General features: G+C 65.3%; 16 protein-coding genes and 2 pseudogenes. 13 read left to right on the forward strand and 5 right to left on the reverse strand.

What is annotated here, in order from left to right:
• The first annotated feature begins 194 nt into the window (after nt 1-194).
• The 6 genes and pseudogenes from A7D16_RS13920 (at nt 195) to A7D16_RS13945 (ending at nt 8077) form a co-directional block, all read left to right on the forward strand.
• Nucleotides 195-1061 carry an SDR family oxidoreductase gene (locus A7D16_RS13920; protein WP_064633684.1) on the forward strand — a complete coding sequence of 289 codons (867 nt, stop codon included), beginning with the start codon at nt 195-197 and terminating at the stop codon, nt 1059-1061.
• Between the two features lie 431 nt (nt 1062-1492).
• Nucleotides 1493-2662, forward strand: a complete 1170-nt coding sequence (gene galE / locus A7D16_RS13925; RefSeq protein WP_064633686.1) for a UDP-glucose 4-epimerase GalE — start codon at nt 1493-1495, stop codon at nt 2660-2662.
• 37 nt (nt 2663-2699) lie between these two features.
• A complete protein-coding gene (locus A7D16_RS13930) occupies nt 2700-3884 on the forward strand; it encodes a glycosyltransferase family 1 protein (RefSeq protein WP_064633688.1) in 1185 nt (394 codons plus the stop codon).
• A pseudogene (gene glf / locus A7D16_RS13935) lies at nt 3881-5068 on the forward strand (UDP-galactopyranose mutase). Before A7D16_RS13930 ends, glf begins: the two are co-directional and overlap by 4 nt.
• An 85-nt stretch (nt 5069-5153) precedes the next feature.
• Nucleotides 5154-6305, forward strand: coding sequence for a hypothetical protein (locus A7D16_RS13940; protein ID WP_064633690.1), 1152 nt, complete (start codon nt 5154-5156; stop codon nt 6303-6305).
• Nucleotides 6302-8077 carry an ABC transporter ATP-binding protein gene (locus tag A7D16_RS13945; protein WP_064633692.1) on the forward strand — a complete coding sequence of 592 codons (1776 nt, stop codon included), beginning with the start codon at nt 6302-6304 and terminating at the stop codon, nt 8075-8077. The genes A7D16_RS13940 and A7D16_RS13945 overlap by 4 nt, the downstream gene beginning before the upstream one ends.
• Before the next feature lie 178 nt (nt 8078-8255).
• Here A7D16_RS13945 and A7D16_RS21690 read toward each other — a convergent pair.
• Together A7D16_RS21690 and A7D16_RS13950 are read right to left on the reverse strand one after the other, a co-directional pair.
• Nucleotides 8256-8436, reverse strand: a pseudogene (locus tag A7D16_RS21690) (DUF3606 domain-containing protein).
• Between the two features lie 83 nt (nt 8437-8519).
• Nucleotides 8520-9143: a DUF4142 domain-containing protein gene (locus tag A7D16_RS13950; RefSeq protein WP_064633694.1), complete on the reverse strand. Its 624-nt coding sequence runs from the start codon at nt 9141-9143 to the stop codon at nt 8520-8522.
• Between the two features lie 269 nt (nt 9144-9412).
• On the opposite strand from A7D16_RS13950, the gene A7D16_RS13955 reads away from it, so the two are divergent.
• Nucleotides 9413-10576, forward strand: coding sequence for a zinc-dependent alcohol dehydrogenase (locus tag A7D16_RS13955; protein ID WP_064633696.1), 1164 nt, complete (start codon nt 9413-9415; stop codon nt 10574-10576).
• Nucleotides 10577-10660: 84 nt separating this feature from the next.
• Here the strand turns inward: A7D16_RS13955 and A7D16_RS23760 are convergent, their stop codons facing one another.
• The gene (locus A7D16_RS23760) at nt 10661-10828 is read right to left on the reverse strand and encodes a hypothetical protein (protein ID WP_064633698.1); all 168 of its coding nucleotides are present in this window, start codon (nt 10826-10828) and stop codon (nt 10661-10663) included.
• A 379-nt stretch (nt 10829-11207) separates the two neighbouring features.
• Between A7D16_RS23760 and A7D16_RS13965 the strand changes: the two genes are divergently transcribed.
• A complete protein-coding gene (locus tag A7D16_RS13965) occupies nt 11208-11558 on the forward strand; it encodes a YkgJ family cysteine cluster protein (protein ID WP_082925809.1) in 351 nt (116 codons plus the stop codon).
• 9 nt (nt 11559-11567) lie between these two features.
• Nucleotides 11568-11789, forward strand: a complete 222-nt coding sequence (locus tag A7D16_RS13970) for a hypothetical protein (protein ID WP_064633700.1) — start codon at nt 11568-11570, stop codon at nt 11787-11789.
• 46 nt (nt 11790-11835) lie between these two features.
• Here A7D16_RS13970 and A7D16_RS13975 read toward each other — a convergent pair whose 3' ends face one another.
• The gene (locus tag A7D16_RS13975) at nt 11836-12048 is read right to left on the reverse strand and encodes a hypothetical protein (RefSeq protein ID WP_064633702.1); all 213 of its coding nucleotides are present in this window, start codon (nt 12046-12048) and stop codon (nt 11836-11838) included.
• A gap of 466 nt (nt 12049-12514) precedes the next feature.
• On the opposite strand from A7D16_RS13975, the gene A7D16_RS13980 reads away from it, so the two are divergent.
• From A7D16_RS13980 to A7D16_RS13995, 4 genes are read left to right on the forward strand one after another with little or no spacing between them, the layout of a single operon-like run.
• Entirely contained in the window at nt 12515-13252 is a 738-nt protein-coding gene (locus A7D16_RS13980; RefSeq protein WP_064633704.1) for a DUF3348 domain-containing protein, read from the forward strand.
• Between the two features lie 10 nt (nt 13253-13262).
• A complete protein-coding gene (locus tag A7D16_RS13985) occupies nt 13263-15920 on the forward strand; it encodes a DUF802 domain-containing protein (protein ID WP_064633706.1) in 2658 nt (885 codons plus the stop codon).
• Nucleotides 15917-16591, forward strand: coding sequence for an OmpA family protein (locus A7D16_RS13990; protein ID WP_064633708.1), 675 nt, complete (start codon nt 15917-15919; stop codon nt 16589-16591). Before A7D16_RS13985 ends, A7D16_RS13990 begins: the two co-directional genes overlap by 4 nt.
• Nucleotides 16588-17253 (forward strand): DUF2894 domain-containing protein, encoded by a 666-nt coding sequence (locus tag A7D16_RS13995; protein WP_064633710.1) that lies wholly within the window; start codon nt 16588-16590, stop codon nt 17251-17253. Before A7D16_RS13990 ends, A7D16_RS13995 begins: the two co-directional genes overlap by 4 nt.
• Before the next feature lie 52 nt (nt 17254-17305).
• On the opposite strand, the gene A7D16_RS14000 is transcribed toward A7D16_RS13995, so the two are convergent.
• Nucleotides 17306-19447: a TonB-dependent siderophore receptor gene (locus tag A7D16_RS14000; RefSeq protein WP_064633712.1), complete on the reverse strand. Its 2142-nt coding sequence runs from the start codon at nt 19445-19447 to the stop codon at nt 17306-17308.
• Nucleotides 19448-19530: the final 83 nt, after the last annotated feature.

The following is a 19530-nucleotide window of genomic DNA, read 5'->3' on the forward strand; positions in this document are numbered from 1 at the left end:
CGGCGTTGCCGTGACGCTTGCGCATCACCGCCTCCAATTCAGCACGCTGTTGGATCGTCAACTTCGTTCTTTGCATGACACACTACCTGGGGATCATGCATCCGATTTCAATGATTCAGTGGACTAGCCCGGATGTTTACGTTTGCGTGACCAGACTGACGTTCAATCAACGACCCCACCGTCAGGAGACGAAAATGCCCGTGCCCACTTATCCACGCCCACCCTTCAAGCCACAGCAGCAGAGCTTTCCCGGCCGCACCGAACAGATGGACCCGCGGCCGGACCATGGCGAAGACAGCTACGTGGGCCACGGCCAGCTGAGAGGCAAGCGTGCCCTGATCACCGGTGGCGACAGCGGGATCGGCGCTGCGGTCGCCATTGCCTACGCACGCGAAGGCGCCGATGTGGCAATCGCCTACCTTCCCGATGAGCAGGAAGATGCCGCGCGGATTGGCGCACTGATCGAAAAGGCCGGCGTCAAATCGCTTCTGGTCGGATGCGACATCAGCGATCCCGATCAGGCGGCGGCGTTGATCGACAAGGTCAACAGCACCCTGGGCGGACTGGATATCCTGGTCAACAACGCCGGCTACCAGAAGTATTTCGAATGCTTCGAGGACATCACCCTGGAGGAGTGGCGCAAGACCTTCGATACCAACGTGCATGCGGTCTTCAACCTGGTGCGTCTGTCGGTGCCACTGATGACAGATGGCGGCTCCATCATCAACACTGCCTCGGTGCAGTCGAAGAAACCAACGCCGAATATCCTGCCCTACGCCGCAACCAAGGGCGCATTGGCCAACCTCACCATTGGCCTGGCCGGCGTGCTGGCGGAGAAGAACATCCGCGTCAACGCGGTGCTGCCGGGTCCGATCTGGACACCGTTCATCCCCTCCGGCATGGATGAAGAGTCGGTGGAAAACTTCGGGTCGCAGACACCGATGGGGCGCCCCGGTCAGCCGGTCGAGCTGGCATCGGCTTACGTCATGCTGGCAGCCGATACCGCCAGTTACACCTCGGGCACCTTGCTGACGATTGCCGGCGGCGCAGTCACGCTGTAACGCTTCAGAGTCGCTTGCAGCCCGCCTCGCCCGCCGTGCGACGCGGGCTTTTTCATGCATCGCTTCCTTGCGAGTACATTGCAGGCGCGAGCGCAGCCCGCGCTGCCTTCATTGGCCGCATGGCACTCGAAGACTATTTCGGGCGCGTGCAAGAACGCACACCACAGGTGAGTTTCCGGTCAACGTTTTGCTCGCGTGACACACACCCATTCCTGCGGTTGCTCTCACGGCCCGCCACCTACCGTAGGTGGTGTTGGACCTTGATGCACGCCCCCCTCTTTCGAACAGTGCTGCCCGCCACGCAGATGTGGCGCAGGTGCGAATGCACTGCTGGCGCGACGACATCATCCGACACGCATCGACGCATGCGACGTGGTGCATCCGCACCATGGGCAGGCCAGCACAGCAGCGCCCCTCTAAGGCAGACAACAATGAGAATTTTGGTCACCGGCGGTACCGGCTATATCGGCTCACATACCTGCGTGGAACTGGCGCGGCGTGGGCACAAGGTGTGCATTGTCGACAATTTGAGCAACTCCTCCGAGCGCGTGCTCGCCCATCTGCAGCATCTGATGGGGTTCCGCCCGGAGTTCCATTGCATGGACGTGCGTGCACCCGAGCTTGCCGAGCTGATGATCAGCAAACGTATCGACGCGGTGCTGCACTTTGCCGCGCTCAAGGCAGTCGGCGAATCGGTGCGCGAGCCGCTGCTGTACTTCAACAATAATGTCACCGGCACGCTGGCACTGCTGCGCGCGATGCGCACCGCCAAGGTCTGCAACCTGGTGTTCAGTTCGTCGGCCACCGTCTATGGCGATGCCAACTGCAGCCCCATCGAAGAAAGCGCACCGTTGAAGGCGATCAACCCGTACGGGCGCACCAAGCTGATGATGGAAGAGATGATCGGCGACCTCAGCGCGGCCTGGCCGGAGTTCAACGCGGCCTTGCTGCGCTACTTCAACCCGGTGGGCGCGCATCCCAGCGGATACCTCGGCGAAGATCCGCGCGGAGTGCCGAACAACCTGATGCCGTACATCGCGCAGGTGGCAGTCGGTCGACGCGCTGCGCTGCAGGTGTTCGGCGACGACTACCCCACCGACGACGGCACCGGGGTGCGCGACTACCTGCATGTGATGGATCTGGCACGCGCGCACGTGGATGCCATCGATTACCTGCAGCGCGAACGCAAGGGCTTGGTGGTCAATCTTGGCACCGGGCGCGGCTATAGCGTCCGTGAAGTGGCGGCCGCTTTCGCACGCGCCAGCGGCCGGCGCATTCCGCTGAGCATCGCGCCACGCCGCCAAGGCGATGTGGCGGTGTACTTCGCCAGTACTGCACTGGCCAACCAACTGTTGGGCTGGAACGCCGAATACGACCTGGAGCGTATGTGCCGCGATACCTGGCGCTGGCAATCCATGCATCCGCACGGCTATGCCCATTCGCGCTTGCCGCGCCAGCGCACAGCGGCAGCCGTGCCCGAGCGCGAGGTTGCACGCGAGCTGACGGCACCGGCGCGCCGGCTGCTGCCCGGCCCCGACACGCGCCGTCGCAGCGAACCGGCACGCAAGCTGTCGGTCGCCGACGCGCTCTCCCGCGCGTGATGCGCGGCCATTGGTTTCTTTCCTACGAGGGCATTCCATGAGTTGGGCTGGTCAGTTCCAATACGCGATCGGCAAGACCCGCCGCGCCGTTCCATCCGACAGCATGCCGCAGTTCGATCCGGCACGGCCCACGCTGGTGTGTCTGTCGCACCTGCGCTGGAGTTTTGTCTACCAGCGCCCACAACACCTGATGTCGCGCTTTGCCCGCGATGCCAACGTGCTGTTCTGGGAAGAACCCATTGCCTGCGATGCAACCGAGCCCTGGCTGGATGTGCGCGGCGAAGAGGACGGGGTGCACGTGCTGGTACCGCGCCTGCCCGCCGGCTGCGAGGGCGAAGCGGCGGTACAGGTGCAACGGCGCCTGTTGGACGGCTACCTGGCCGAGCTGGGCGTGCGCGACCTGTTGCTGTGGTACTACACGCCGATGAGCCAGGGCTTCAGTGCGCACCTGCCTGCGCGCACGGTGGTCTACGACTGCATGGACGAACTGTCGGCGTTTCGCGGCGCCCCGCCGGAGCTGGTGCAACGCGAGCGCGAGCTGCTGCAGCGTGCCGATGTGGTGTTCACCGGCGGCTACAGCATCTGGGAGGTCAAGCGTGCCTTGCATGCCAATACGCACGCATTCCCGAGCAGTGTGGACGTTGCGCATTTCGCCGCCGCGCGCACGCCGCAGCAGGAGCCTGAGGACCAGCGTGGCATCACGCATCCACGGCTGGGCTTTTACGGCGTCATCGACGAGCGCTTCGATGTCGCGCTGCTACGCGATATTGCGGCGCAACGCCCGCAGTGGCAGTTCGTGATGATCGGCCCGGTGGTCAAGATCGACCTTTCCGAGCTGCCGCAGGCCGCCAATATCCACTACCTGGGCGGCAAGACCTACGACGAACTGCCCGGGTATCTGTCCGGTTGGGACGTGGCTTTGATGCCGTTTGCGATCAATGCCTCCACGCGCTTCATCAGCCCGACCAAGACGCCCGAATATCTGGCCGGCGGCTGCCCGGTGGTGTCCACGCCAATCCACGATGTCGTGCGCACGTATGGCGACACCGGCGTGGTGCGCATCGCCGACACCGCCGATGCCTTTGTGGCCGCCTGCGCAGCAGCGCTGCAGGACAGCGCCGACCGCGGGCAACTGCTCGACAGCGCCGACGCAGTGCTGGGCGACATGTCCTGGGACCACACCTACGCCTTGATGAAGGAGACACTCTCTTGGAAGCAATGAACCCATCGGTCGCCACACCGCTCGCCAGCCGCCGCACGCACGGCACCACACGGCGCGGTTTCGATTACCTGATTGTCGGCGCCGGATTTGCCGGCAGCGTCCTGGCCGAACGCCTGGCCGCCGGCCTTGGCAAGCGCGTGCTGGTGGTCGACCGGCGCCCGCACATCGGTGGCAACGCCTACGATTTCCATGACGATGCCGGTGTGCTGATCCATCGCTATGGCCCGCACATCTTCCACACCAATGCGCAGCGCATCGTGGATTATCTATCCAACTTCACTCAGTGGCGTCCGTACCAGCACCGCGTACTTGCGCAGGTCAGTGCGCAGCAGGTGCCGATCCCGATCAACATGACCACACTGAACCGCCTGTATGGCCTGCAGCTCACCACCGAAGAAGAGGCCGCCGCATTTTTGGCCAGCCGCGCCGAGCCGGTGGCCGATATCCAGACCAGCGAGGATGTGGTGATCAACCAGGTGGGCCGGGAACTGTACGAAACCTTCTTCCGCGGCTATACGCGCAAGCAGTGGGGCCTGGACCCGTCGCAGCTGGACAAGTCGGTGACCTCGCGCGTGCCCACGCGCACCAACGACGACGACCGCTAATTCACCGACACCTTCCAGCAGATGCCGTTGCACGGCTACACACGCATGTTCGAACGCATGCTCGATCACCCCAACATCAAGGTGATGCTCAATACCGACTACCGCGAAATCTGCGACGAGCTGGACTACGACGAGCTGGTCTACAGCGGCCCTGTCGACGAATACTTCGACTATTGCTACGGTAAGTTGCCGTACCGCTCGCTCAGGTTCGAACACAGCACGCTGGACCAGGAACACTTCCAGGCGGTGGCCACGGTCAATTATCCTGACGAAGCCGTGGCTTACACGCGCATCACCGAATACAAACACCTCACCGGCCAGCACCATCCCAAGACCAGCCTCACCCGCGAGTATCCTTCGGCCGATGGCGACCCGTACTACCCCATTCCCCGCGCAGAAAACGCCGAGCTGTATCGGCGCTACGAGCGCCTGGCCGCCGAAACGCCCAAGGTCACCTTCCTTGGCCGGCTGGGCACCTACAAGTACTACAACATGGATCAAGTGGTCGGTCAGGCGTTGGCCTTGTACAAGCGCATCGAAGAGGCCGAACAACAGCGTCGGACCGAACTGGCGGTCTGACCGTCCCCACCCCGCCCTGCAGCACCACGCTGCGGGGTAGTTTCGACGCGTCGCCACGGCAGCGACGCGTGCTGCAGGATGTCAGATGCATACCCCCACAGTGTTCGAAAGTTTTTTCATGGCGGGGTTCGAGTGTTCGACCCACCGCCGCCGCGACGGGCGCAGGCTCGATCTGATTGCCGGCACCAAGCACGACCGCTGGGCCGCGAACGACTATGCGGCGTTGTCCGCGCATGGCCTGCGCACCGCGCGCGATGGCTTGCGCTGGCATCTGATCGAACAACGGCCCGGGCATTACGATTGGTCCAGCTTCCTGCCGATGTTGCATGCGGCCAACAGCGTCGGTACGCAGGTGATCTGGGACCTGTGCCATTACGGCTGGCCGGACGATGTGGACATCTGGACGCCGCAGTTCGTGGACCGCTTCGCACGTTTTGCCGCGGCCGCTGCGCAGTGCGTCAAGGATGCCTGCGATGCGGTGCCGTTCTATGCGCCGCTCAACGAGATCTCGTACTGGGCATGGAATGGCGGCGATCACGCGCGCATGCATCCGATGGCACGCGGGCGCGGTTTCGAACTCAAGCATCAGCTGGTGCGCGCCACCATTGCCGCGATCGATGCGGTGCGCCAGGTGGACCCGCGCGCACGCTTCGTGCAGGTGGACCCTGCAATCCATGTGGCGCCGTCCAACGACCGGCCTGGCCCGCGCCGCGAAGCCGAACGCCTGCGTCTGGCGCAGTTCGAAGCATGGGACATGATTTGCGGCAAACAATGGCCAGGGCTGGGCGGCACCCCGGCGCATCTGGACATCATCGGTCTCAATTACTACCCCGACAATCAGTGGTATCTGGGCGGTGTGCCGATCCTGCGCAACTCGCCCGACCATCGGCCCTTTTCAACCATCATGCAGGAGTTCTGGCAGCGTTATCGCCGCCCGATGATCGTGTCCGAAACCGGGGCCGAAGCCGATCAACGCGGGCCGTGGCTCGATCACGTCGGCAGTGAGGTGGCGATGGCCCTGCAGCACGGCGTGGCGATGGAAGGCATCTGCCTGTATCCGGTGCTGGATTACCCGGGCTGGGACAATTATCGGCATTGCCCCACCGGCTTGCTCGGCTATGCGGACGAACAGGGCGAACGGCCGCTGCATGCCGGCCTGGCCGAACAACTGCGGCGCGAGCACGAGCGCTTCGGTCTGCGCGTGCCGCAGTTCGCGCTAGCCGACATCGACACGTGAGCACGCCCGCCCACTCCGCATTGTTGCCGGACACCCCGGCGCGCTTTCTCTGGCATTACGTGGGCCGCCGGCCCTGGCATTTCATGGGCCTGTTGGTCTTGATCGTGGGCGCGGCCGGCTGCGCGGTGTCGGTGCAATACGGCATGAAAATGCTGGTGGACGCGATGGCCACCGAGCAACGCAGCCAGGCCAACGTGTGGCTGCCGCTGGGCTTGTTCATCAGTTTGATTGCGGTGGAAAACCTGTTGTGGCGGCTCGGCGGCTGGCTGGGATGCCGCACCGTGGTCGCCAGCGTGGTGGATATCCGGGTGGATCTGTTCCGCCACCTCACCGGCCACCCGATGCGCTATTTCACCGAGCATTTCGCCGGCGCGCTGGGCAATCGCATCACCGCGCTCGGCAGCGCCGCCGGCCAGATCTTCGGTGGCCTGGCGTGGAAGATCGTGCCGCCGATTGTGGATTTTTTCGGCGCCATCGTGCTGCTGCTGACGGTGGATTGGCGCATGGCCGCCACGCTGGTCGGCTTCGTCGCAGTCGTGGCGGCCATCATCACCAGCTTCGGCATCCGCGGCCGTGCCAAGCATCAGCGCTTTGCCGCGCAGGCTGCACGCGTGGGCGGCGAACTGGTGGACGCGGTCTCCAATGTGTGGACGATCAAGGCATTCGCCGCGCGCGATCGCGAAAGCGCGCGGTTGGCCGAGCAGATCGGCCACGAGGCAGTAGCGCATCGGCGCAGCTGGATGTACGTGGAAAAAGCGCGCGTGATTCACGACATCTGTCTGTCGCTGATGGCCGGCGGCATGCTGCTCTGGGCGATCAGCATGTGGCGCTCCGCTGCGGTGAGTGCGGGCGATGTGGTGCTGGTGAGCGCGCTGACCTTCCGCATCCTGCATGGCTCGCGCGATCTGGCGCTGACCCTGGTCGACACCACGCAGCAACTGGGCGCCATTGCCGATACCTTGCAGATCATTCTGCAACCACACGCCATCGTCGATGCGGACGTGCCGCTGGCATTGGCCGAAGGCGATGTCCGTTTCGAAGACGTGCGCTTCGCCTATCCCGAGCGCGAGGCAGTGCTGGAAGGACTGAACCTGCATATTCCGGCCGGCCAGAAGGTGGGCATCGTGGGGCCATCCGGTGCCGGCAAGTCCACCTTGATTGCGCTGATCCAGCGCCTGGACGATGTGCAGTCCGGGCGCGTGCTGATCGATGGGACGGATATCCGCAGCGTCAGCCAGGACAGTCTGCGCGAGAAGATCGCGGTGGTACCGCAGGAAACCGCGCTCTTCAACCGCAGCATCGGCGACAACATCCGCTACGGCCGGCCCGACGCCAGCGAGGCCGAGGTGCACGACGCCGCGCGACGCGCGTTCTGCGATGGCTTCATCCGGCAATTGCCCCAGGGTTACGACACCCAGGTGGGCGAGCGCGGGGTGATGTTGTCGGGCGGCCAGCGGCAGCGGCTGGGCCTTGCGCGCGCGTTTCTCAAGGATGCCCCCATCTTGATCCTGGATGAAGCCACTTCGGCGCTGGATACCGAATCGGAGGCGGAAATCCAGGCCGCGCTGGATCACCTGATGCGCGACCGCACCGTGCTGGCGGTGGCCCATCGCCTGTCCACGGTGATCGGCTTCGACCGGATCGTTGTGTTGCAGGAAGGTCGCGTGGTTGAAGACGGCAGCCCTGCAGAATTGCGCGGCCACGGCGGCGTGTTCGACGGTTTGTGGCAGCGGCAGGCGGCCGGGTTCGAGGCTGTGCCGGAAGCGCCGTAAGGTTGGCGCCATGCCGGCGACGCGTCAGCTTTCTGGTCTGATGCGAACGAAATGCGCGAGGTGCAGGGGTTCGGCGTGCATTGCGCGAAGGACGCCGTCGCTCATGGAACAAGGGAGCCGGCAAGCACCAAAAAGACCGCCAGCCTTCGCCGCCTGTCTGGTTTGCTGCATCACCGGTTCAATGCGGTGGACGGTAGTCACGCAGCTTGGTCGTCACGTTGCCGATTTCCCGCACCGCGCGCTTGAGATCATCTTCGGACAGGCCCAGCGCGCGCGCGGTACTGCAGTTCCCATTCTTCGTTGATGCTGAGGTCGTGCATGTCGGTGGGTTGACGATGGGCGTCTTGTGGTTCGCCCATTGCGATCTCCGGTACAGAGCAATCAGCAAACTGCTAGGCAGCCGCCACACAGACGCGGCGGCTGCCTTGAAAGCGACGTCAGATCAGTGTGGCTGGCCCTGCTTGGCACGCAGCGCCTTGGCGTGTTCCAGATGCTCGGCAATGGTGTCGCGTGCGCGCTGCAGCTCCTTGCCCAGATCGCTGGAACCTGGCTCGCTGCTCAACTGGGTGTCGAGCAACGCCAGCGCTTGTTGGTGGCTGTCCACACTGGTCTGCAGGTACTGCGATTCGAACTGCTGCCCATGCAGGTTCTGCAGACGCGTGCGTGCAGCTTGCGCACCTGCGGCAGCGGCCTGACCGAGCGTGCCATTGCGGTCCGGCGCAAAACGGCTGAGGTCGGTCAGCGCCGCACTGTGTGCTTCGTCCATCTGGCGTGCGAAATCCAGCACCTCGCCTTCCACGCCTTTGACCACTGCCAGCTGCGCAAGCGTGCGCTCGTTTTCGTTGAACACCGCAAGCGCGCCCAGCGCCTGCTTGCGGTCGCGGGCATCGCCGATGCTGTCGCGCAACGGGTCGCCGTGCGGCGGCGTGGCACCGACGACCGCGGGTGCATTTTGCAACGGGCCCTGCTCGCCTTGTGGGTCGCTCGCCTGCCCCTGGCGGCGTTGCCAGGCCTTGTACGCCACATAACCCACCGCACCGGCGGTCACCATCTTGAAAAGTCCCATTGCTGTCTCCTGTCTGGTCGCGCTTGCCTGATTGCGCAGCGCTCATTGGTTGTCGGGGTCGCTGGCGCATGCAAACGATGCTGCATGCGTTCCAGTGCGTTGAAGGAGCCTGCGAGCGTGCGGGTTATCCAGACGTGACTTGCGCATCAACGCCGCGTCGGCGGTCGAGGGTGTCCACACCATGCCCACGCGCCGTGCTGACAGGCTTAACGCAGGTGCACGAACACTGCACGGCGTTACCACGTCCTACCGTCCCCCAGGAGACAGCCATGCTTGCCCTCAACTACCACGGCTCACGCGATGTGCGCGTCGAAACCGTGCCCGATCCGGTATTGGTCGAACGCGACGACCTGATCCTGCGCGTCACCGCTACCGCCATCTGCGGCTCGGATCTGCATCTGTACCGCGGCAAGATTCCCGACCTGCACCCCGGCGACATCCTCGGCCACGAGTTCATGGGCATCGTCGAAGACGTGGGCCCGGATGTCACCGCGGTCAAACCGGGCGACCGCGTGGTGATTCCGTTCGTGGTCGCCTGCGGCCGCTGCTTCCATTGCGTGCTGCAGGAATACTCGGCCTGCGAAACCACCAATACCGGCAAGGGCGCCGCGCTCAACCACAAGGACATGCGCCCGCCGGCGGCGCTGTTCGGCTTCAGCCATCTATATGGCGGCTTGTCCGGCGGCCAGGCCGAATATGTGCGCGTTCCCAAGGCCAACGTCGGCCCGCTGGTGGTGCCGGACGCCTTGCACGATGAGCAGGTGCTGTTCCTGTCCGACATCCTGCCGACCGGATATCAGGCAGTGATCGACGCAGGCGTCAAACAGGGCTCCACCGTTGCGATATTCGGTGCCGGCCCGGTCGGCCTGATGGCTGCGGCGTGCTGCCGCATGCTGGGCGCCGAACGTATCTTCATGGTCGACCGGCATGCATACCGGCTCGACTTTGCGTCCAGGGCCTATGGCGTGATTCCGATCAATTTCGACGAGATCGACGACCCGGCCGATGTCATCGTTTCGCAGACCGATGGCCGTGGTGTGGATGCCAGCATCGAAGCGGTCGGCTTCGAGGCCGAAGGCAGCGCCGTCGAGACCGCACTGACCAGTTTGAAGCTGGAAGGCAGCAGCGGCGTGGCAATTCGGCAGTGCATTGCGGCAACCCGGCGCTGCGGTGTGGTGAGCGTGCCGGGCGTGTATGCCGGCTTCATCCACGCCTTCATGTTTGGGGATGCATTCGACAAGGGCCTGAGCTTCAAGATGGGCCAGACGCATGTGCAAAAACATATGCCGCAGCTGCTGGAACGTATCGGCAATGGCGACCTCAAGCCGAGCTCGATCATTTCGCATCGCATGCCCCTGGCCGAGGCAGCGCGTGGCTACGAGCTGTTCGACAAGAAGCTGGAGGATTGCCGCAAGGTGGTGCTCACGCCGTAAGCGTGGATGTTGCATACGACAGCGGCGCAGTCATCGACCGCGCCGCTGCCGTTTTGCTGCCGCATGGCCGCAACTGAAGACGATTCAGTCCAGTGGCTTGGCCGGCACGAACGGCGATACCGGGTCACTGGCCGGAAAGGTTTCTTCCACTGCCTCGTCCTGCAGCGCGTCCTGCTTTTGCTTGTCGTGCTGCGCGTCGTCGTGGTCATTGGCCTGATCGTGCGCGGATGGAATCTGGTTGGATGTGCTCATGGCGATTTCCTGATGCGTGAGAGGGGAGAAGAGCAGTTCCCAATCACGCTACGACGCGCAGCGTTGGCACAGGTGAAAAGCGTCTTCGCACTTAGAAGACAAAGACAACGTGGTGCGTCACTTGCGATGCAGTGCGTGTAGCGATTCGTTGTTGCCAAGGGCAGCACAGCCGCGCGCCTGTCTCGGTCAATCGACTTGCCGCAGGCCTGACGCGGTGTATAGCACCCGATGCAATTGCGCATGCGCGGTTGTCTGCTGTTCGCAGTAACAGCAACACCATGCACAGCTCCTTGCGCGTGCAGCGCGCGCTACTGCGTGCACAGCGCACCTCGGCCTCGCGGGCCGGTTCACACCCCGGCGCGCTCAAGGTGTATGGTGCATGGGCGGCCGGAGTCCGGTGTCGCCTTCACTCTATCTGGCCTTTTCCATCAAGAATCTCTGCGAACGCTGCGACGCCGTCTGTTGCCGGCTCACCGTCATGGTCGATCCATCCGACCGCATCCCACACCATCTCACCAGCGTCACGCCTCAGGGCTGGCACGTGATGGCGCGCGACGAGGAAGGCTGGTGCGTGGCCATCGATGCTGCGCGCATGTGTTGCTCGATCTACGAAACGCGGCCGGCGATCTGCCGCCGTTTCGTCATGTCCGGCCCGTATTGCCGCGACGTGCGTGCCACCTACGACGACCAACGCCGCCGGGGCATTCCCTTGACGCTTTACAACGCATGAGGATTCGCGATGAATAATTCCCGCCGCCAGTCGATGACCGTCAGCAATCAGCCGGGCAAGCCGCGTCTGTCCGAGCAGCGTTTGGCCGCCGATCTGGAAGCGTTTCAGCAATCCGGTGGCGCGATCGAGCGCCTGGGCGATACGCCGCTGCGTCGTGAAAAGAAGCGCGGTGCGCCGGAATCTGCACCAGCAGCCGCGGCCAAGCCGGCCGTCGAAGCCGACGCCGACTAACACGGCAGACACGTAGCGCGCCTACCTGGCGGTGAGTGCCTGGCAGTTACAGCAGCTGCGCGCGCTTGGTTGCGCCAAGGCCCTGCGCCAGCGAGGCCATCTCGTTGGCCAGGGCGATCACGTTGCCGCCCGCCTGTGCCGCAATGCCCATGATGCGTTGATACGCGTCCCAGAAGTCCGGCCCACTGCCATAGGCATCGTGGAACCCTTGCAGCTCCAAGACCAGCAGATCGGACACTTGTATGTCGGAGCGGTCCATTGTGTTACCTCGTTGGGGGATTTCCCCGGCCCGCAGCTTATACCCGTTCACTTTACAAAACCGGGTCAGCCGGACGACCGGCCATCTGAACCTGAATTGGTTAAACAGTCACCCTAAGTGATTGTTGCGAATGGAGTTAGATGCCCCATCGTCTACCGCGCGCTTCGGTCGGCGCCGCAGGCGGCCACCTGTCCACCGCCTGCGCCCTCCGATATCCGATGGCGCACCTTCTGCTGTCAGCCACTGCGGCTTGCACGCCACGCGCCGAATGCCGTCGAAGTCGTTGCTGCCACGCCCCTGCACCTCCGCCACCCCTTGCGACCCCGGCCCCGCCCCAGGCGCCTAGGCGCGCCAGCGGCCGGCTGAATGCCGCCGCATCCGGGCCCGCCGGCGCGCCGGCAGCGCGCGTGCAACCCGCGGACCTGCGCGCATTCCCGTGTAAAATGCGCGGTCTTTGACCGGAAGAATGGCGAAAGTTTCTCCACGGGCGCCCTTGTCGGGCCCGGCGTTCATTCGCCTGCTTGCTCGCCTCAGCGACGCCCACATCGCCCAGTCCAACCACGCACTCGCCGACCGGCTGAGCCAGTGGATCGACTGGACGCGGGCGGTGGCCCTGTCCAAGGCGCTGGACGGCAAGCTGCCCGACACCGACGAGCTGCCCGAACCGCGTCCGCTCGATGCCGACGCCTGCACGCGCGTGCGCACCGGCCTGGCCACCAGCAGCGTGGCCGAGTTGGACGCATTGGTCGTGCGCGTACGTGCCGAAGCACGCAGCGCCGCGCTTGCCGATGCGGCGGTTGCGGTGCCCGACTACGCGCCGTTCCGCCAGCATTACCTGGCCATGCAACGCGCCATGCGCACCGCTACCGGCGATTTGCGCGGGCGCCTGCGCGATCTGCTCGCGCTGGTCTCCGCCGACATGGCGCGGCTGGCCGAAGTGGACGCGGTGATGGAGCTCACCCTGAGCCCGCGCGAGCAGAGCTTGTTGAACACCGTGCCGGGCCTGCTCGGCGCGCACTTCGAACGCCTGCGCATTGCCGCGCAGGCGCACAACCCGCCAGCCGATGACGATGCCGCCCCACGTGCGCTACCCGATGGCTGGCTGGATGTCTTTCGCAAAGACATGCAGAGCGTGTTGCTCGCCGAACTGGATGTTCGTTTTCACCCGATCGAAGGCCTGCTTGCAGCGCTTCGTACCCGCTAACTGGGACGTCATGTTCAGAACTCTCGTACACGTGTGTGTGTTTCTCGTCGGCCTGTTGGCAGTTTGCTGGGTCGGCATCGGTTATCTCGGCTCCAACCCGCTCGGCGCCTGCGTCGCTGCGGTGATCGGCGCCTGCTATGTGGCCGGCGCGCTGGAGCTGTACCGCTACCGCCAGGCCACTGCGACGCTGCAGGCGGCCGTCGACGGGCTGACCACCGCACCGTCGGCACTGAGCGAATGGCTGCAAGCGGTGCATCCGAGCCTGCGCAATGCGGTGCGCCTGCGCATCAAGGGCGAGCGTGTGGCCCTGCCGGCGCCGGCGCTGACGCCGTACCTGGTCGGCTTGCTGGTGCTGCTCGGCATGCTGGGCACCTTGCTCGGCATGATGGCCACGCTCCAGGGCACCGGCTTTGCGCTGCAGAGCGCCACCGACCTGCAGGCCATTCGTGGCTCGCTCGCCGCACCGGTGGAAGGCCTGGCATTTGCGTTCGGCACCTCGATTGCCGGCGTGGCGACATCGGCCATGCTGGGGCTGTTGTCGGCGCTGTGCCGGCGCGAGCGCCTGCAGGCGGTGCAGCGGCTGGACCTGAAGATCGCCGCCGAACTGCACCCGCATTCGGATGCGCATCAACGTGGCGAAGCATTCAAGCTGCAGCAACAACAAAGCGCCTTGATGCCGGCCTTGATCGACCGGTTGCAGGCGCTGATGCACAACATCGAACAGCACAGCATTGCCGCCGACCAACGCCTGGCCGCACAGCAGGCCGACTTCCATGCCAAGAGCGAAGCGGCCTATGCGCGGCTTGCCACGGCAATGGAACAATCGCTGCAGGCCGGTGTCGCCGAAAGCGCGCGCGCGGTCGGTGCAGCGTTGCAGCCGGCGATGGAAGCCACCATGGCCAGCATCGCGCGCGATACCGCCGCATTGCAGGCGCGCGTGACCCAGGCCGTGCAGCAACAGCTGGACGGCATCAGCCACGGCTTCCAGACCAGCGCCAGCGCAGCCGCCGAACACTGGAACACCGCGCTGGCCGCGCAGGAACGTGCGCAACACACGCACAACGCGCAGTTGCAGACCACGCTGGACACCATCGCCCAGCACAGCGTTGCCGTGCAGGAAGGCGTGCGCAGCGCGGTGCAGCAGCAGTTGCACGGGCTCAGTGACAGCATCGAGCAGAGCGCACGCACCGCGGCCGAACACTGGCAGATGGCGTTGGCCGCGCAGGAACGTACGCAGCACGCGCTGACCCAGCAGTTGCAGGGCACGCTGGAGCAGATCGACCAGCGCAGCGTTGCCGTGCAGGACAGCGTCAGCCAGGCCGTGCAGCAGCAGTTGAGCGCACTCAGCGACGGCTTTGCCCGCAGTACTGCCGCCAACGCCGACACCTGGGCGGCCGTGCTCGCCGAACAGCAACGCGCCAGCGCAGCGCTCGGCACGCAGTTGCACGCCACACTCGCACAATTGGCGCAGCAGACCAGCGCATTGCAGGAAGGCGTGCAGCAGGCCGTGCAGCAGCAGCTCGATGGGCTGAGCAGCGGCTTCGAAACCAGCACTGCCACGGCGGCTGCCACATGGACGGCCGCCGTGTCCGAGCAGCAGCGCGCCAATCACGCGCTCATCCAGGAGCTGCAAGGCACGCTGACGCACTTCGCCAGCACCTTCGAGGCACGCGCTGCCGCGTTGGTGGATGCGGTCTCCCAACGCATGGCCCAATCCAGCAGCGACGCCGCCAGCGCGTGGAACGATGCACTCGCCCAGCAACACCAGGCCAGCGCCACGTTGTCCAGCCAGCACCACAGTGCACTCGCCGCGGCCACCGCCAGTTTCGACGCGCATGCGGCGGCCCTGGTCGGCACCTTGCAGCAATCGCATCGCGATCTGCAGGCGGCACTGGAAGCGCGCGACACCCAGCGCCTGGCGCTGTGGAGCGAGCGTTTTGGCGCGATGGGCACAGCCTTGACCACGCAGTGGGAACGCACCGGCGAGCGCGTCGCCCAGCAACAGCAGGCCATCTGCGACACCCTGGCCAGCACCGCCAGCGAGCTCTCCACGCAGGCGCAGGCGCAGGCCAGCGCCACCATCGCCGAGGTGTCGCGCCTGATGCAGATCGCCTCCGAAGCGCCCAAGGCCGCGGCCGACGTGGTGGCCGAGCTGCGCCAGAACCTGTCCGACAGCATGGTGCGCGACACCGCCATGCTGGAAGAACGCAGCAAGCTGCTCGCCACCCTGGACACCTTGCTCAACGCGGTCAATCACGCCTCCACCGAACAACGCGCGGCGGTGGATGCCTTGGTCACCACCTCGGCCGACCTGCTGCAGCGCGTGGGCAGCCAGCTCACCGAACAGATCGGCAGCGAAACCGGCAAGCTCGGCGCGGTCGCCGCGCATGTCAGCGGCAGCGCAGTGGAAGTGGCCAGCCTGGGCGAAGCCTTCGGCATGGCGGTGCAGTTGTTCAGCGGCACCACCAGCGCGCTCAACGAGCGCCTGCAGCACGTGGCCACGGCACTGGATGCATCGCTGGCCCGCAGCGACGACCAGCTTGCCTACTACGTGGCGCAGGCGCGCGAAGTGGTGGACCTCAGCATGCTCTCGCAGAAGCAGATCATCGAAGAACTGCGTCAGCTCGATCGCGGGCGTAGCACGGCCGGCGAAGCAGAGCCGGCATGAGCGACGAGATCGAAAGCGACGGCGACGCCGGCACCCCCATCTGGGCGGCATTCGGCGACCTGATGTCGGTGCTGCTGGGCGCATTCGTGCTGATCCTGGTCGGCGTGATCGGCGTGCAGTTGCAGCTCTCCAGCCGCCTGGAGCAGGAGGTCAAGCAGCGTCAGGCCGAAGCGCAACGCCGCCAGACGCTGGAGCAGGCACTGGCCGCACCGCTGGCGGCCGGCCGCGTGACCCTGGTCGATGGCCGTATCGGCATTCGCGGCAATGTGCTGTTTGCGTTCAACTCCGATGAACTGCAGCCGGAAGGACGCGAGGTCTTGAAGTCGCTCGCCGCGCCATTGGCGCAGTACCTGCGCGCGCGCGAAGAGATCCTGATGGTCAGCGGGTTCACCGACGACCGCCCGGTGCTGGGCGGCAACCGGCGCTACGCCGACAACTGGGAACTGTCCGCGCAACGCGCACTCACCGTGACGCGTGCATTGATCGACGAAGGCGTGCCGGCGGCATCGGTATTCGCCGCTGCGTTCGGCTCGCAGCAACCGGTGGATTCCAACGCCGATGAAGCGCGGCGCGCCAAGAACCGCCGCGTGGAGATTGCGCCCATCGCGCGTCCCTCCTCCGCGCGCGCAGCAGCATTGCCCAGGCCCGCAGCGGCCGCTGCACCGCGATGAGCACGCCGGCAATCCCCGCACGCGCCCAATTGGAGCGCTGGCGCAGCCAGGGCGACGATCGCCTGGATCCGGTGCGCTTCCATCTGATGCAATCGTTGGCCGCACGTGCCGACACCCAGGCCGATGCGGTGCGTGAGGTGCTGGAACACAAGCTCGGCGCGTTGATCGATGGCTATGCGAGCGCGCTCACGCAGGCAACCCGCCGCCATGCCGGCAGCAATGCGGCAGCAGCCTTACCCCCAGGGTTGGCGCAGCCCAGCGCATTGGGCGCACTCGCCGCACAGATGGCCGGCCACGCAGCGTTGATGGAAGTGGACAGCCGCACCACCGCCAGCGCCGATGCCACCCTGTTTCCGGAGCTGCCGGCGCTGGACGATTTCCGTCGCACCTGGACCACCGTGCGCACCGCAAGCCAGGTGCGGCAGTCGCTGCAGGATGCGCCCAAGGATGCCGGCCCGCTGAATTCCAGCGTGCTGGTGCATCGCTGCATCACGCTGATGCGCGAGCGCTCGCCGGGGTATCTGCAGCACTTCCTGGGCTATGTCGATGCGTTGTCGTGGCTGGAGCAGCTGCACACCGGCGGTGCGTTGGCCAACGAAGAGGCTGTGCCGGCGGTGCCGGGCAAGAAGCGCAGCAAGAGCCCGCCGAAGCGGCGCAGCTAGCGCGGCAGATCATGCACGTTGCTGACGGGCTTTCACTTGCAGTCCGGTGGCATCAAAACCGCAACCGCGCACCCACCGTCCAGCTGCGCGGCGCGCCGGGATACACCCATTGCTCACTGTACGAAAACGCCGCGTAGCGACGGTCGGTGAGGTTCTCGACCCTGGCATACAGGCGCAGCCGGTCGCTCAGGTCGTAATGGCCGACCACGCGCCACACGGTGTAGGCCGGCAGCACGAAATCGGTATTGCGATCCACCGAGCCCAGCCGCTCGCCGGTGCGCGACACGCCCACACCCACCGCCGCGCTGCGTTTGCCGGTCAATGGCTGTGTGTAGTTCAAGAACGCATTACCGCTGAAACGCGGCACATTCGGAAACCGCCGGCCCTCGGCCAGCCCGGTACCGGCGGCCGCAGGGCTGCTGCGCGTCACCCGCGAATCGGTATAGGCCAGGCCCACCGATGCGGCCAGGCGCGGGGTGAGCCTGCCGAGCAGATCCAGCTCCATGCCTTCGCTGCGCATCTGCCCCACCGGCAACGAAAAACTGGTGTCGGCCGGGTCCAGGCTCAGCACGTTTTTCTTGTCGATGCGGAATGCGGCCAGGGTGGCTTCCAGACCATCGCCGGGTTGCACGTATTTCAACCCGGTCTCCAGCGCGCGGCTCTTCTCCGGCGCAAAACTCTGCCCGTTGGCACCGACACCGCTGTTGGGGCGAAAACCCGCCGCCGCACTCGCATACAGCGACAGCGCATCGTCGACATGGAAGGTCATGCCCGCACGCGGGCTGACCACACCATCGGAAGCGCGCTGCGCGGTGCCGCGCAGGCGGTTGTCCAGATCCTGCTGGTAGTGGTCGTAGCGCACGCCGAGCAAGGCCTTCCAGCGTGCGCCCAGATCGATCTGATCCTGCGCATACACGCCCCACACCTGCTGGCGCTCGTCGGTGTCGGTGATGGTGGCCAGCCGCCCTGGCTGCGCCACGCCGTAGCGCGGCGCCAGCACGTCGATGCTGTACGGCGTGGCCGCCGCGCGTGCGCGTTGCTGAAAGCGGCTGTCGTCGAAGCGGTTGCCATCCACACCGAACAACACGTTGTGGGTGACGCTGCCCGCCTGCAATGCGCCGAGCAGCTCCGCACGCGCGGCGATATCGCGGCCCTGGTAATCGCGGTAGCGGCGTTCGCGGCGCAGCGTGCGGCGGTCGGGCTGCAGCGTCCATGGCTCGGTGGAAAACCCGCGCATGCCGCTGTCGCGGTACGTGGCGCCACCTTGTAGCGACCAGGTCCGATTCAAACCGTGCACCACGAACAGCTGATGCCCGGTGGAATGCAGATCGATATCGCCATCGCGCGGTTCGCCCAGAAAACGCGATGCCGGCAACCGGTTGGCATCGCCATCGATGGAGGTCACGCCACGATCGAACGGCGCATGGATACGCACGGCCTCCAGCTCGTACGACACCGTGGTGTCGGGCGTCGGCATCCACAACAGCGACGGCGCCAGCAAGCTGTTGTCGCTGTCGACGGTGTCGCGAAAGCTGTGCTGGTCCTTGTGCATCACATTCAAGCGGTAAGCCACGTTCTCGCTCAGTGGGCCGGTACTGTCGATGGCGGCGCGATAACTGTCGAAGCGGCCTGCCGACACATCCACGCTGTGCTGCGGTTGGAACAGCGGCTTTTTGGTGACGATATTGACCGCCCCGCCCGGCTCGCCGCGCCCGTACAACGCCGATGCTGGCCCTTTGATCACCTCGATGCTCCGCGTGTTGGCGGCATCGCGCAGGCCGTTGTAGCCGCGGCTGGCGTTGAAACCGTTGACCATGTAATCGGAACTGAAATTCGGGTCGCCGGTAAAACCGCGCATCGAGTAGCTGTCCCACAGACCGCCCAAGTTATTGGCCTTGGTAATGCCGCTGGCCAGCTCCAGTGCGCCGGCCAGATCGGTGACGCCGGCATCTTCGAGCAGGGTCTGATCGAGCACGCGCGCACTGATTGGCAGGTCGCGCAGCGGCGCATCGGTCTTGGTGGCACCCGTGATGCTCAGCGCGCGGTACGGCGTGTACTGGCTGCGCACCTGCACCGCATCCAGGTCGCGCGCCTGCGGCTCGGCAGCCTGGGCAAATGGGCTGACACCTGCGCAGCTCAGCGCGCTGAGCAGGGGCAGCGTGTGCAGCATGCGGCGGCGCGGGAACACGGGCATCGGGCAGAACTCCTGAAGGACCGCGGCGCAGCATGTCCGGGTCGCACGTAAAACAACGAAGAGTGATCGGTGAAACGCAGCCG

This window comes from Xanthomonas nasturtii, assembly GCF_001660815.1.
GTDB classification, from domain to species: Bacteria; Pseudomonadota; Gammaproteobacteria; order Xanthomonadales; family Xanthomonadaceae; genus Xanthomonas; species Xanthomonas nasturtii.